This is a genomic window from Collinsella aerofaciens (genome assembly GCF_028206995.1).
Taxonomy (GTDB): domain Bacteria; phylum Actinomycetota; class Coriobacteriia; order Coriobacteriales; family Coriobacteriaceae; genus Collinsella; species Collinsella aerofaciens_AQ.
On record NZ_JAQLFL010000018.1, the window covers coordinates 1 to 12,440 of the forward strand.

17 protein-coding genes are annotated in these 12,440 nt (G+C 59.9%); all 17 read left to right on the forward strand.

The genetic code is table 11. The features are described from left to right. Positions 1-219 precede the first annotated feature (219 nt). The 17 genes from PMX60_RS09485 (at position 220) to PMX60_RS09565 (ending at position 12,329) form a co-directional block, all read left to right on the forward strand. Entirely contained in the window at positions 220-591 is a 372-nt protein-coding gene (locus tag PMX60_RS09485) for a helix-turn-helix domain-containing protein (RefSeq protein WP_271747708.1), read from the forward strand. Positions 592-602: 11 nt separating this feature from the next. Further along, entirely contained in the window at positions 603-776 is a 174-nt protein-coding gene (locus tag PMX60_RS09490) for a hypothetical protein (RefSeq protein ID WP_271747709.1), read from the forward strand. A gap of 243 nt (positions 777-1,019) precedes the next feature. Further along, the gene (locus PMX60_RS09495) at positions 1,020-1,295 is read left to right on the forward strand and encodes a Flp family type IVb pilin (RefSeq protein WP_271747710.1); all 276 of its coding nucleotides are present in this window, start codon (positions 1,020-1,022) and stop codon (positions 1,293-1,295) included. Between the two features lie 50 nt (positions 1,296-1,345). After that, positions 1,346-1,603, forward strand: coding sequence for a Flp family type IVb pilin (locus PMX60_RS09500; RefSeq protein ID WP_271747711.1), 258 nt, complete (start codon positions 1,346-1,348; stop codon positions 1,601-1,603). An 89-nt stretch (positions 1,604-1,692) separates the two neighbouring features. Then, a complete protein-coding gene (locus PMX60_RS09505; protein WP_271747712.1) occupies positions 1,693-2,505 on the forward strand; it encodes an A24 family peptidase in 813 nt (270 codons plus the stop codon). A 4-nt stretch (positions 2,506-2,509) separates the two neighbouring features. Continuing rightward, positions 2,510-2,986 carry a TadE family protein gene (locus PMX60_RS09510; RefSeq protein ID WP_271747713.1) on the forward strand — a complete coding sequence of 159 codons (477 nt, stop codon included), beginning with the start codon at positions 2,510-2,512 and terminating at the stop codon, positions 2,984-2,986. Then, positions 2,983-3,459 (forward strand): TadE family protein, encoded by a 477-nt coding sequence (locus tag PMX60_RS09515; protein ID WP_271747714.1) that lies wholly within the window; start codon positions 2,983-2,985, stop codon positions 3,457-3,459. The genes PMX60_RS09510 and PMX60_RS09515 overlap by 4 nt, the downstream gene beginning before the upstream one ends. Beyond that, a complete protein-coding gene (locus PMX60_RS09520) occupies positions 3,460-4,071 on the forward strand; it encodes a TadE/TadG family type IV pilus assembly protein (protein ID WP_271747715.1) in 612 nt (203 codons plus the stop codon). Between the two features lie 54 nt (positions 4,072-4,125). Next, positions 4,126-5,013, forward strand: a complete 888-nt coding sequence (gene cpaB / locus PMX60_RS09525) for a Flp pilus assembly protein CpaB (protein ID WP_271747716.1) — start codon at positions 4,126-4,128, stop codon at positions 5,011-5,013. A 2-nt stretch (positions 5,014-5,015) separates the two neighbouring features. Next, a complete protein-coding gene (locus tag PMX60_RS09530; RefSeq protein WP_271747718.1) occupies positions 5,016-6,329 on the forward strand; it encodes a CpaF family protein in 1,314 nt (437 codons plus the stop codon). Positions 6,330-6,331: 2 nt separating this feature from the next. Continuing rightward, positions 6,332-7,261, forward strand: coding sequence for a type II secretion system F family protein (locus PMX60_RS09535; protein ID WP_271747749.1), 930 nt, complete (start codon positions 6,332-6,334; stop codon positions 7,259-7,261). A gap of 11 nt (positions 7,262-7,272) precedes the next feature. Next, on the forward strand, positions 7,273-8,160 hold the full coding sequence (locus tag PMX60_RS09540) for a type II secretion system F family protein (protein WP_271747720.1): 888 nt from the start codon (positions 7,273-7,275) through the stop codon (positions 8,158-8,160). 15 nt (positions 8,161-8,175) lie between these two features. Continuing rightward, positions 8,176-8,298 carry a hypothetical protein gene (locus tag PMX60_RS09545; protein WP_271747721.1) on the forward strand — a complete coding sequence of 41 codons (123 nt, stop codon included), beginning with the start codon at positions 8,176-8,178 and terminating at the stop codon, positions 8,296-8,298. A 513-nt stretch (positions 8,299-8,811) separates the two neighbouring features. Then, positions 8,812-9,849 carry a DUF3846 domain-containing protein gene (locus PMX60_RS09550; protein WP_271747722.1) on the forward strand — a complete coding sequence of 346 codons (1,038 nt, stop codon included), beginning with the start codon at positions 8,812-8,814 and terminating at the stop codon, positions 9,847-9,849. Positions 9,850-10,085: 236 nt separating this feature from the next. Further along, positions 10,086-11,294: an ArdC family protein gene (locus PMX60_RS09555; protein WP_271747723.1), complete on the forward strand. Its 1,209-nt coding sequence runs from the start codon at positions 10,086-10,088 to the stop codon at positions 11,292-11,294. A gap of 2 nt (positions 11,295-11,296) precedes the next feature. Continuing rightward, positions 11,297-11,734, forward strand: a complete 438-nt coding sequence (locus PMX60_RS09560) for a hypothetical protein (RefSeq protein ID WP_271747725.1) — start codon at positions 11,297-11,299, stop codon at positions 11,732-11,734. Positions 11,735-11,819: 85 nt separating this feature from the next. Next, the gene (locus PMX60_RS09565) at positions 11,820-12,329 is read left to right on the forward strand and encodes a hypothetical protein (protein ID WP_271747727.1); all 510 of its coding nucleotides are present in this window, start codon (positions 11,820-11,822) and stop codon (positions 12,327-12,329) included. Positions 12,330-12,440: the final 111 nt, after the last annotated feature.

Sequence of the window (12,440 nt, forward strand, 5' to 3'; positions counted from 1 at the left end):
TTCCCAGCTGGAGGCCCCATGGTTCCAAAGAGCAGGCAGACCGAATCGGTCTCGACTGAGTATCTCCGACAGGCGCGACATTCCATCTTTGGAAAGATGTTTGTTTTGGCCTAACAACAATCATAATGAACTGGGGTCAGAATGACCCTACTTAAGTTTTACGTCCCGCTGGGTTAAGTTTTGACTTGTGCAAAATTTTGACTCAACGGGCGGCTGCTTATGAACACTTACAAGGACGTGACCCGCAGGGAAACGATCGCGGGTCGCGATACCGAATCCGGGGACAAGGAACTCGGGGTCCGTATATGGCGAATCATGCGGAAAAAGGGCATGGACCAGAGTTCGCTCGCCCTCGCCTCGGGAGTGTCGAAAAACATAATCACACGCCTTCTGACGGGGCGCAGGCTGACCTCGTTCACGAATATCGAGAGGATCGCCACGGCGCTCGACGTCTCGCTCGACGAGTTCAGACCGGCCGCGCATCGGCCGCGGAAAGATTGTCAGGCCGCTGCCTTGGCAATCGATACAGATGAGTCCGGCAACTCGGACGAGGATGGCGCCTACGGCGACGCCATCAGCCTGTATAGATAGGAAGCGGTTCCATGAAGAAGTATTTCGTGCTGGTCAGCAAGGAAGGCCTGCCATTCATCTCCCTCAGGCGCGAGCCGAAGGACTGCCCACTCGTCGGCATCTGCTCGGATCTCGTCAGCGCGAAATCGCTGATGAAGGCCTTCTTGGAGTCGAAAGAGCAAGGCGGCTCCGCCAAGCTCACTTAGAGCGATTTCCCATACATATCTATGTTTAACGGCTGGCCGATACGGTCAGCCGTTTTTATTTAGCCGAAATCAACCGCAAATGAATACAGGACTTCGTCTCGAATATCCAAAATCCACCGGGGTAACGCAAATGTGATTGCCGCTGCGGCACGACATTATCTTCCGCTTGACGGAGTCCGATTATGTTCGCCGAGGGAGCGCGCCCCTCACCTTTTGTCGTTCTCAACTGAGAGGATTCATCCAATGGATTTCGTCAACTCCGCCTGCGCCCATGCCGTGGTCGCCAAGAACCAGCTCAAGAACAAGCTCGTGCGTGACTTCCGCGCCGCCCGTGCCGGCGAGCTTTCCGGCCAGGGCCTCATCGAGTACGTCCTGATCATCGCCGTCATCTCGCTCGTCGTCGTCTTCGCCGGCCCCGCCGTCGCAGGCGCCATCCGCAACCAGTTCGCGAAGATTACCAACACCCTGAACACCGGCACCGGTACCGGTTTCGGCGCCGTCGTCACCCCCGGTCACTAGTCCTCGGTCTTTCATCAGTTCCATCAAATCTTACAGAAGGGATTTCACCAATGGATTTCGTCAACTCCGCCTGCGCCCACGCCGTGGTCGCCAAGAACCAGCTCAAGAACAAGCTCGTGCGTGACTTCCGCGCCGCCCGTGCCGGCGAGCTTTCCGGCCAGGGCCTCATCGAGTACGTCCTGATCATCGCCGTCATCTCGCTCGTCGTCGTCTTCGCCGGCCCCGCCGTCGCAGGCGCCATCCGCAACCAGTTCAACAAGATCGCCACCACGCTCTCCACCGGCACCTCCACCGGCTTCGGTGCCTAGTAGCCCAGCTGCTTGCTTTTTCGGCACCGTCCGTTTCCCAAGACGGATGGTGCCTTTTCTTTTAACCAGAGACTGACAGGAGACACCCGATGACCGTGATCAATGGAGTAATTGGAGGTATCGGAGCGGCGATAATCCTCACCGGGGCCATCTTCTCCCTCGCGGCGAAGAATAAGGACTCAGAGAAGGTAGACGTCGAGCAAATCCATGCCATCGATAGCGGCCTCGGCGCCGATCCCGAGTGGGTCGACGAGATCCGCGATGGGGCATTCAAGGGCCTCGTCTGCCCTTCCGTCGCCCGTGCGGCCAGTACGGCCTGCGGCTTTTCCGAAGGCGATCTCGCCGCCATCGAGAAATCCTATAAGTTCTGGGGCGGCCGTGAAGACGGCCGTCTCGGTTCGGGTTGCTCGGATTGGCTTCTCGGGGGCTGCCTGGCGGTCGGCATCGCCGCGGGTGCGGCGGCAGGCGTGCTGAAGGAGCCCATCTTCGGCCTTTGGGTCGCGACGTTCATCGACATCTGCGTGAACGATTTCCGATTCCGGCGTATCGACCTCTACTCGATCGCCTCCCTGGCCCTTTTCGGTCTTCTCATGGGTGGCGGTGCGGATATCCCGCAAAAGCTCGCCCAGGGGCTGGGTCTCAGCACGGTCCTGTACCTCGCCGCATTCATGGCGGAAAGGGCCTGCGGAAAAGAGGCGTTCGGGCTGGGCGATGTCCTTTTGCTCGGCGCGGTCGGAGCGTCGGCCGCGGGAAGTAGCACCTCCCTCTCCGCGGCGTGCCTGGTCTTGCTCGCCGAGTGCTCGGTCACGCTCGCCGTACTCAAGATCAGGAAATCGGATACGGCCCTGCCCTTCGCGCCCCTCGCCTTCCTGCCAGCCCTCGCGTTCGTCTTGGTTGCGTGATGTCATGAAACGAATTGCAAATAACGGAAGGGTGCGCGGTCAGTCGCTCGTCGAGTTCGTCCTGTCTGCCCCGCTGCTCATCATCATGCTGTTCGCCCTGCTCGACGGCTCGGCCTACTACCGCAGCGCCATGTGCGTGCGGACGGCGGCGACCGAGGCGGCCACGTTCTACACGAAGCGACCCGATGCCGGCGATGCCGACGTCAAGGCCCATGTACTCGAGTGCGTCAAGGGGACCGAAGGCGTCGAGTTCTCGTTCAGTGCCGAGGACGCAGGCACCACGGAGAGTGACTATACGATGCACGTCAAGCAGTCAGGTGGCTGGAAAACGGCCGATACGAAAACCGTCACGAAAAGCAAGGCGTTTACCTGCAAGAAAACCATCAAGACCTTCCTGCCCTCGCTTTTCGGCGAGGGGAACACGGCCACGGCCACCGCGACCGTGGTAGGCAGCGCCTCGGAAGAAGGTGTACTGCGATGAGATTCCGCGCTCCCAGCGGGCAGACGACCGTGGAGTTCGCCTTCGCCGGCATCTGGCTCATCCTGCTGATGATGGCCGTGCTGTGCTTCGGCCTCATCACCTTCCAGAAATCGTCTTTCGACTACCAGGTGTCGCATATGGCGGACGAGCTTCCCAGCGGTTGGGAAAGCATGGATGCCAAGCAGGTCGTCAAGAGCTGCGTTGCGGCCGCCTCGGGGCTTTCCGAAGACGATATCGAGGTCAACTCCGCCGAAATCCACCTCGAGGACATGAGCAGCACCGATCGCGGCAACAGCACGGCAGTCCAGCTCGGCAGCGAGCTGAAGACGACGACGGCCTCCTACCTGGATATCTCCGCCGATATCACCGTTCGCCTCGGTCGGGGCATCGGACTTGCGGGCAACGGGGGCATCCCCTACCGCCGGTCCGTCAAACAGAGCTTCACCGTCGAGCGGCGCTGGGAGGTGGCATAGATGAAGCGATTCGCCAAGGGAGCCTCGCGCGGGCAGGCACTCGTGATGTTCGTCCTCGTGGCCGCGGCGCTTGTCATGGTCTTGGGCTTGGCAATCGACGCATCGGGCGGCTGGTGGAAATCCCAGCGCCAAAACGATGCGATCGAGATCGCCAAGGAGGCGGCGCTCTCGCGCAGCAACGAGATCAAGTTCGATGCCACCGACTCGACCCGCGCCCTCGATGAGGTCATTTACTCGTCCCTGAAGCAGAACCTCAGCGAGCTTAAGGGCTCCGAGGTCTCCGTGACCTCATGGGAAGTACCCGAGTCAGAGTCCGGCAGCATGAACAGGCTCATCGGAGTCGAGGTCTCGGTCACCGGAACGTACAAGTGCGTTTTCGCCCAGACATTCGGCTTCGGCTCGATTCCCATCAAGAACACCATCACGTTCACCATCAACCCCTATTCGTCTACCGAGGTCTGGCGGCAAAACACGTCCGGTCACGGTTGCCGTCTGACCAAAGCGGCGGACAAGGCCATCGGCCAGGAAACCTATACGGCGCTCAGCGCGACCTCGGATATCTCCGATGCGCTGCATGCGGCCATCGAAAAAGGACTTGCGGAACTCTCATGAGTGCCGGAGCCATAAGCGATGAGACAGGCGCTCACGGCGCCGGAAAGGAACACCATGTTCAACAAGAAGGATAAGGACCCCGCCGAGCTTCCCTTGGACGGCGAGAAGAACAAGAAGAAGGGATTTACCCTCTTCGGCGGCAAGAAGGAGAAAGACCCCTCCTCTAAAATCGTGACCCCCGAGAAGCGCCGTCGCCAGCTCTCGTGGCTCTGCGGCGCTTGCGCTGCGGTCGCAGTCGGCTCGCTCGCCTTCGCGGCAGTGGAGTTCACCGTCGCGCAGGACACGGTCGCCAAGAGCCAGGCCGATATGATCGAAATCGTCGTCCCCAAGGAGACCATCAAGGCGGGAACCCCCATCACCGCCGACATGCTCGAGGAGACCCAGGTGCCAAAGCGCTACACCCCCTCGGATGCGGCCGATGCGTCGAACAAGTCCGATTTGATCGGCAAGGCCCCGGTCGGCAGCCTGACGAAGGGCGTCCCCATCTCCATGAGCACCGTCCAGGGTTCCTCCAACCCGTCATCCATCTCGCTCGCCCTCGCCTCGGGCCACGTGGCGCGAACCTTCTCGCTCGACGCCGCGGCCAGCATGTCCCCGCTGCTCAAGCCGGGCGACTACGTCACCGTGACCGCGACCTTCAAGGCCGGTAACGGCAGCACGCAGCAGACCGTCGCCTACCAGAACGTCAAGGTGCTCGCCACCGACGCCACGCTTCAGAGCTCGGACGGCTCCTCCCAGAGCGCGGGCTACTCCACCGTCACGCTCGAGCTGACCCCCGAGCAGCTTTCCGAAATCGGCTCGGCCGATTCGATCAGCCTCGCCGCGCAGCCGCTCAGCGAGAACCCCAAGGACGATTCCGACGCGGATGCCCTCGATGCGCATAGCGATAACGCCTCCGATACCAAGGACGCCGAGGCGGACGCCGCCGCGACCGAGGAGTAGCCATGCTTGATAAAATGTATGACAATGCGGTCGCCGAGGTGATGACGCGATGCGCCAACGACCTGCAGAACCAAGTTGCCCTCGTCGGAGAGGTGTCCGACGGCATCGAGCGCCTGCGCGACCGAGCCTTCGCATACGTCAACCGCTCGCCCGCCTTCGAGGGGGCCAGCGAGGACGTGATGCGCCAGGCGGCCAAATTCGTCGTGGACGACCTGTTCCAGCTCGGCCCCATCGAGGAGCTGCTCTGGGACCCCGAGGTCTCCGAAATCATGGTCAACTCCCCCGACCAGGTCATGGTCGAGCGCCGCGGCAAGATCACGCTCTCGGACGTGCATTTCTTCGATGAGGAGCATGTCCAGAGGACTATCGCCCGCATCGTCTCCTCGGACGGTCGCAGGTGCGACAACCAGAGCCCGCTTTGCGACTGCACGCTGCACCGCGCCGGCGCCCCGTTCGACGGCAGCCGCGTCAACGCTGTGGCCTTCGGCATCGCGAAGCACTGGACGCTCGACATCCGCAAGTTCCGCAACGACGCCCTCACGCCCGAATCCCTCATTGCCAACGGATCCATGGACGAGAACATGGCTGACTTCCTGCAGGCGCTCGTCCTCGCACGCATGAACATCGTCATCGAGGGTGGCACGGGCTCGGGCAAGACCACCCTGCTCAACGCCCTGTCCAACTACATCCCCGACGGCCAGCGCATCATCACGGTCGAGGACACGGCCGAGCTCAACCTCGCCAAGAGTCACGTCCTGTCGCTGCAGTCTCGTCCCGCCAACAACGAGGGTAAGGGCGAGATCACGCTCCGGCAGCTCGTCATCAACACGCTGCGCCAGCGACCCGACCGCATCGTCGTCGGCGAGTGCCGAGGCCCGGAGGCGTTCGACATGCTCCAGGCCATGAACTCCGGCCACGACGGCTCGCTCACGACCACGCACGCGAACAACCCGCGTGCCGCACTCGACCGCCTGCAGAACCTCGTGCAGATGAGCCGTGCAGGTGCGAACATGCCTCCCGATGCCATCATGAAGATCATCACCGAGGCCGTCGACTTCGTCGTCGAGATCAAGCGCCTTCCGGACGGAAGCCGCCGAGTCAACAACATCTGCGAGGTCTGCGGTATGCAGGGCAACGTCCCGACCATCGGATCCATCATGAAGTTCCAGAAGACCGGTGTCGACGGCAACGGGCGAATCAAGGGCGAGTTCCGTCCGACCGGCTCGCGCATCGTCTCCGAGGAGCATAAGGAGCGCTTCTATTCCAACGGAATCGACATCAAGCCCGAATGGTTCGACAACGGAGGGTTGTGGTAGACATGGACCAGACGGTCGTCACCTATTTCTTCTACGGCGTCACCTACGCCCTCATCATCGCCGTGCTGACGCTTTGCGTCATGGCGCTGCTCGTCTCAAGGCAGCTGCGCGTCCTCTCCGAGCGCCGCGATATCTATAACGAGGACGAAGAGGGTTCAAAGAAGAAATCTATCAGTATCCTCGCCGACCTTCGCGAGGTCGCCCGCAAACATATCGAGGGCAGCGGAATCAAGCTGTCCCTGAACGAGTTCATGAGCATCTGGGCGGCATGCACGGCGGTACCTCCGTTGTTCGGTATCGTCATGGGAATGGACGCCCTCGTCGTCATGCTTCTCGCCGCCCTGGGTGCCTTCATCCCGCTATTCACCCTGTCATTCAGGAAGAAGCACAGCGAGAAGCGCTTCGAGGAGCTGCTGGGGCAGACCATGCCGCTGATTTCCGCCAACCTGCGCGGCGGCGCGATGCTCTCACAGGCCATCCGCCCCGTCGCGGAGAACATGGACGAACCCATCAAGGGAGAGTTCGAGCGGCTCCGCCGTGACATGGACCGCGGCATGCCCATCGACAAGGCGCTTGACAAGATGGCGGAGCGCAACAACTCCTCAGACCTCAAGCTGTTCGCCTCGGCGGTTCGCGCCCAGATGCGCACGGGCGGCTCTCTGGCCGACATCGTGGACTCGGTTGGAAACACCATCCAGCAGCGCTGCGAGCTGCGCCAGATGGTGCGCTCACGCACCTCGCAGGCCCGTTTCACGGCCATCCTCATGGTCTGCGTGCCGCCCGCGCTTGGTCTCGTCTTTTATGTCGGCAACGACATGTACCGCGAGTTCTATTCGAGCGCCATGGGCCTCGTCGTCATCGGCATCTGCGCCCTGCTCGAGATCCTCGGCTACTTCATCGCCAACAAGATGCTCGACATCAAGACCGACTAGGAGTGATATTCATGATCGTCGACGGAACAACTATCGGCCTCATCGGCGCCGGCTCCCTTGCGGCGGGCCTGGGCACCACGCTCGCGGTGCAGAGGAAATTCGACATCGAAGTGCGCAATGTCAACCAGAAGACGCTCAAGCAGCGCAGCGAGGAGATGCAGGAGCGCTTCAAGTTCGGCCAGCCGTTCCAGGGTTCGGCGCTTTTCGGCTCCATGTCCCGTGAGCAGGAGGAGCGCCAGCGTGAGGCCATCAAACGCTCCGGTCTCAAGATTTCAGCGCTCATGTTCTGGGCCTCGAAAATCATCTGCGTCGCCGTGGGCATCATGGTCGGCATTCTCATCGGTACCAAACTGACGGGGCTTGCCACCGTCGCGGCGGCGGGACTCGGCGGCATGGTCGGCTATATCCTGCCGGAGCTGTACCTGCTCCAGAAGCGCCGCGAATGGCGCAACAACATCGAGCGCGAGCTGCCCAATGCCCTCGACCTGATGTCCATCTCGATGGCGGCAGGCTCCACGTTTGATGACGCGGTGCGCACGGTGGCAGAGAACTCCGAGGGGGCGCTCGCCGAGGGCTTCCGCGACGTTCTCGCCAACGCCCGCTTCATGGATATCACCGATGCCCTGAAGCAATTCGCCGACAACGCGGGAGTCCAGCCCCTCACCATCTTCGTCGCCTCGCTCATCCAGGCACGCCAGACCGGCGCCCAGTTCGTCGAGGTCCTCGAGAACCAGGCGCAGACGGTGCGCACGTACCGCCGGCAGAAGCTGGAGGAGGAGATCAACAAGATCGGCACCAAGATGCTCATCCCGATCATCTTCCTGATCTTCCCCGCACTGTTCGGCGTGCTTCTGTCGCCTGCCGCAATGTCGGCCATCCAGGCTATGGGCAGCCTGTAGGGAAAGGAGCCCTAAATGAGCGAAGTTCCCGGACTCACCCTGTTCATCTTCCTCTTCGTCCTGCTGGCCTTCATCGGGATTCTGCCCATCGCGGGCAAATGGAAGGTCTACGGGAAGCTCGGGATGGCGGGCCGGTAATCGATTATCCCCGTCTACGCCGACTAGGTTGGAGATGCCATAGTGCGGTGTATTGCGGGTCCTTTCGGGGACCCGCTTTGGTTTGGTGGCGGCGGGAATGCCGCGGAGCCGTCTCTCTAAATGTCTCTCTAAATGCTTGAGCCGTCTACCTGCGATTTTTGGTTGTCTCTCTAAATGTCTCTCTAAAGTTGTGGAAAGTGGCGACCGGTTTAGAGAGACGAGGATAAGAAGGAGAAGGAAGAAGAGCGCCTCAGCGATCGGTCGGGCGAGAACAATAATAAAGAGAATAATAACAAGTTGATTTGCTGCGGGGCGCCTTTTGAGGGCGCCCCTTTTTGTTTGCTGGATGTTTTACGGAGGGCAGTGAAGGTGCGTAAACATGTAGGCGCGTAGCCGTGTAGCCGTGTAGCGAGGTCGGTCGGGCTACTTCTGTCCCGCGTAGGTCGCGGGCGTGAGTTGAGCTTGAGAATCGAAGGAAGGAAATCAATTCTCTAGAGTCTGGAGATGAACGGAATGGATTCTCAAATCACTAAAATCCCCTCCATCTGCGGTGACGGTTACCCCGGTGTCGGATTTCAGGTGGATAACGGCGATTCGGTTCGCGTGGCCATGGCATGGCCGAGCGCTTCCGCTGAGGGGTGGCGCAGTCTCACCATGGAAGTGCCGAAGAAGCTCAGCCTCGATACCAAGCTGAACGGCGTTTCGGTTGATTATCTCCTGCAGAGGGCCGATGTACTTTTTGGAGATGGAGACCGGGGCCGATTCAAGCGCTACGAACGCGAACTTGGAGATAAATTGCCCAGCGCGGTCGTCCGTGCGTTCGCCCGCTACGCGCCTATCGATTTGACCTACGCGGGCAACGCGGAGGCGTGTCGCGCTGAAATCGAACAGTTCCTCGGTGGGGATATCCCCGAACTCGACTTGGAAGGCATGGATAATACCTCTGGGAAAATCCATGCCGTGCTTGTCCCCGTCGGCTTCGATCCCGTTGCCATAGAGATCGATGGCACCCGAGACATCATGTCTCATGTGGGAGGCACCATCGATGAGGCTTCCGGACATCTACCGCCCGATGCCCTTCCGTTCAATCTCTCGATGTATGTCAACGATGAGGGTCTATATAGCTGCCAGCCCAATCGCGCCTTCTATGCAACTGAGAGTATGGAGCATGAGGGGTATTATTCCGCCATCGATGGAAAGCCGGTGGTCTCGGGGCTACCGTCATCTCTCCTATTCGGCAATATCGTCATAACCGGTTTCGATCCTGAAACAGGTGAGGACAAATCGCTATCTGCTGGCGAGATGATGGATGCCATGAATTACTTTCAGCGTGACAGTCCTCGAGGAAGTGGACGCGAGGTCGCTCTCATTGTCCAGAACGGGCTGTATGGCGAGCTGAGGCAATCCCTCTCGCATGACCCCTCTGCTCACGAAGATAAGGTCCTTGATAACGCATCTGAATCTCTCGACGAGATGATGGAGCAAAAGGTCGAGGTCGCCGAGGATAGCGAGATCGGTGACGAGATAAGCGTATCCAACGGAGAACGCTAAGGGGCAAGAATAATAACAAGTTGTTTTACCGCGGGACGTCTTTCGGGACGTCCCGTTTGCTTTGCTGGGTGATTGGCGGGTAGCGGCGTAGCCGTGTAGCGCGGTAGTCACGTAGTTAGATAGGCGTGTAGTTGCGTAGGTATGCGGAGAAGGCTACTTGTGTCCCCCGGTGGGTCGATGGGGAGGCATCCGTTTATGTTCGAGATGGATTGTCCGAACGTGAATGGGAGCTACCTATGGCCAAGAGAACCTATGGCAAATATCAAGGAAAGAGTCCGACCGAGAAGCTGACGGATGCCCGCCAGGCGCTATTCGATGCGCTTCTCGCGGACATGGAGCGCGAGGGTCCTCGTTGGGTCAAGGAATGGTCGTTCCCCCACCCACCCATGAACGGCGTTACCGGCGAGTGCTACGGACCGCGAAATACCGCCATGCTCATGTACGCCATGAGGGACGGAGGATTCAGGGACCCGCGCTTCGCCACATTCAAGATGGCATCGGATAAGGGCTGCCATATCATCAGGGGATCGCACGGTTACCCTATCGAACGCTGGAAGCGCATGCTCGTCAGCAGGACGGATCCGACGGCCCGACTCAAGCAGCCCAAGACCAAAGAGGAGTGGGACATCGCCCTCGCAAACCCCGAGTACAAGGCCGAGCCGCGCTGCGTGGGAACGTTCACGGTGTTCAATGCCGAGCAGATGGAGAATACGGAAAACCTCGCCTCCGTCGAATGCTTCAAGCCCATCGAGCCCGATCGCGTGGCCGATGGTATCGTCAAGGCATCGCCTTGCCCCGTAATCGAGACTCCGAACGACGAGGCGTTCTACCTGCCGGGTGCAGACAAGATTTACGTTCCGCAGCGCAACCAGTTCACGAACGTCGAATCGTTCTGCCGAACGCTGCTCCATGAGATGGGACACGCCACGGGCCACCCAAGCAGAAACAACCGCGAGCAGTGCGGACTGAAGCAGAATAGGCAGAAATACGCCTTTGAGGAGCTCATTGCAGAGCTCTCGAGCGTGTTCACCGCGAACGCCATCGGTCTCGACCTCCGCAACGTCGACGACGATAAGCCCCTTGCCGCCAACGAAGTCGATGCAATGTCGAATTCGGCCGCCTACCTCAAGAGCTGGTCCCAGGAGTTCAGGGATCCGGGCGGTGAGCTGCTGAAGGCCGCATCACGGGCGAGCAAGGCGACCGATTACCTCGTAAAAGACTGCTTTATCCCAAAGCTCGGCAAGGACTACTTCAAGTCCATTGAGCTCGCTACCGAGACGGTAGCCGATGTCGATATGGAACGCGGCGGCGCGGCCGAGGTCGAGCAGGGAGACGATGGGTTCAGTCTCGATGAGCTGTGTGATTCAAAATGCGATGAGGCGGAATTAGCCAACGGAGATGAGCGGAACGATGCGGTGACCGCCCATTATGAGGAAGGACGATAGCCATGCCTGATGATTTGAAAATCAATTCGTTCGATGACCTGAAAGCCGCACTGAACGAGGCCCTGCACAATGGCGGAACCTCGCCTGACGCGGCGGATTACCTGATGGAACGATTCGACGTTCTCTGTGTCGATATCGATAACGTGTTCCTCGCCATATCTGCCAATGACATTCAGGAATACTATCCAAGCCTGTCCGCCGATGAGGCACGTTATGTCCGTGACAACGCTAACGAAAACCTTTGGAACTCGGGCGGATACTGCGACATCAATGACACGGCGTGGGGTCAAATCGAGGCCGAGGTGAAGTGTGTTCAAGGCGCCCGTCATGATTCCCGAAGTGAAGAAGCGAGCCTAGATGACCTCGCCGAAACGTATGGCGAGGACGGTAGTTGCCGTATGGAAAATGACCCGCGCGATACGGACGGCATTCCAAGGTAGACGCTACTTCTGTCCCCTAGCGTGAAGCGGTTCACGTGAGCTTCATGCTAGTCGTTCAGTTATCAATTCGCGTGATGGAGGAACCATGAGCGAGCAGAACAGCCAGAACAAGGATAAGGTCCGTATCGACTTCCCGCCGAAGTGGGTAACCACCGAAAAGGCAAATGGTGAGCCGTATACCATCTCCAACGGTAAGGGCGAGTCTTGGCCTGCCGTGAAGTGTACCCTGCCCAGCGGCACCAAGGTCGACGGCAAGGATCTCTCCGGCTTCAACTTCACCACGTTCCAGAAGCCGTGGAACAAGGCCGATATCGAGGCCGGTAAGGGCACGGGTGTCTTCGTCAACGCCGACCGCAACGTCAGCCTCTTCAAGTACGACCAGGACGGACAGCGCCACGATGAGTCCGTGGAGCCGCAGAAGCTCTCCGATGCCGTCGAGGCCGCCCGCGCCGAGTACCGCGCCCAGCATCAGAACCACGACCGCTCCCAGGAGCAGGAGACCAGTCTCGACGATCTGTGCGAGCAGAAGACCGCCGAGGCAAGTGAGCGCGATGGCGGCTCCCAGGACCGCAGCGCACAGAACGTCCAGCGTTAAGTTCCAGCAGCCATTGGATGCGGGGAGGGATGGATTTCCATCCCTCCCCTTTTCTTTTGGGGCGAAGGCTACTTTCGTCCCCCCTTCGAAGGACACAACGTCTCGAAAGTA

What these genes read in the sequence shown, in the direction of transcription:
- PMX60_RS09500 (WP_271747711.1), top strand. Translation starts at nt 1,346, where the DNA reads ATGGATTTCGTCAACTCCGCCTGCGCCCACGCCGTGGTCGCCAAGAAC.
- PMX60_RS09545 (WP_271747721.1), top strand. Translation starts at nt 8,176, where the DNA reads ATGAGCGAAGTTCCCGGACTCACCCTGTTCATCTTCCTCTTCGTCCTG.
- PMX60_RS09505 (WP_271747712.1), top strand. Translation starts at nt 1,693, where the DNA reads ATGACCGTGATCAATGGAGTAATTGGAGGTATCGGAGCGGCGATAATC.
- PMX60_RS09565 (WP_271747727.1), top strand. Translation starts at nt 11,820, where the DNA reads ATGAGCGAGCAGAACAGCCAGAACAAGGATAAGGTCCGTATCGACTTC.
- PMX60_RS09530 (WP_271747718.1), top strand. Translation starts at nt 5,016, where the DNA reads ATGCTTGATAAAATGTATGACAATGCGGTCGCCGAGGTGATGACGCGA.
- PMX60_RS09540 (WP_271747720.1), top strand. Translation starts at nt 7,273, where the DNA reads ATGATCGTCGACGGAACAACTATCGGCCTCATCGGCGCCGGCTCCCTT.
- PMX60_RS09495 (WP_271747710.1), top strand. Translation starts at nt 1,020, where the DNA reads ATGGATTTCGTCAACTCCGCCTGCGCCCATGCCGTGGTCGCCAAGAAC.
- PMX60_RS09520 (WP_271747715.1), top strand. Translation starts at nt 3,460, where the DNA reads ATGAAGCGATTCGCCAAGGGAGCCTCGCGCGGGCAGGCACTCGTGATG.
- PMX60_RS09560 (WP_271747725.1), top strand. Translation starts at nt 11,297, where the DNA reads ATGCCTGATGATTTGAAAATCAATTCGTTCGATGACCTGAAAGCCGCA.
- PMX60_RS09535 (WP_271747749.1), top strand. Translation starts at nt 6,332, where the DNA reads ATGGACCAGACGGTCGTCACCTATTTCTTCTACGGCGTCACCTACGCC.
- PMX60_RS09550 (WP_271747722.1), top strand. Translation starts at nt 8,812, where the DNA reads ATGGATTCTCAAATCACTAAAATCCCCTCCATCTGCGGTGACGGTTAC.
- PMX60_RS09510 (WP_271747713.1), top strand. Translation starts at nt 2,510, where the DNA reads ATGAAACGAATTGCAAATAACGGAAGGGTGCGCGGTCAGTCGCTCGTC.
- PMX60_RS09485 (WP_271747708.1), top strand. Translation starts at nt 220, where the DNA reads ATGAACACTTACAAGGACGTGACCCGCAGGGAAACGATCGCGGGTCGC.
- PMX60_RS09515 (WP_271747714.1), top strand. Translation starts at nt 2,983, where the DNA reads ATGAGATTCCGCGCTCCCAGCGGGCAGACGACCGTGGAGTTCGCCTTC.
- PMX60_RS09555 (WP_271747723.1), top strand. Translation starts at nt 10,086, where the DNA reads ATGGCCAAGAGAACCTATGGCAAATATCAAGGAAAGAGTCCGACCGAG.
- cpaB (WP_271747716.1), top strand. Translation starts at nt 4,126, where the DNA reads ATGTTCAACAAGAAGGATAAGGACCCCGCCGAGCTTCCCTTGGACGGC.
- PMX60_RS09490 (WP_271747709.1), top strand. Translation starts at nt 603, where the DNA reads ATGAAGAAGTATTTCGTGCTGGTCAGCAAGGAAGGCCTGCCATTCATC.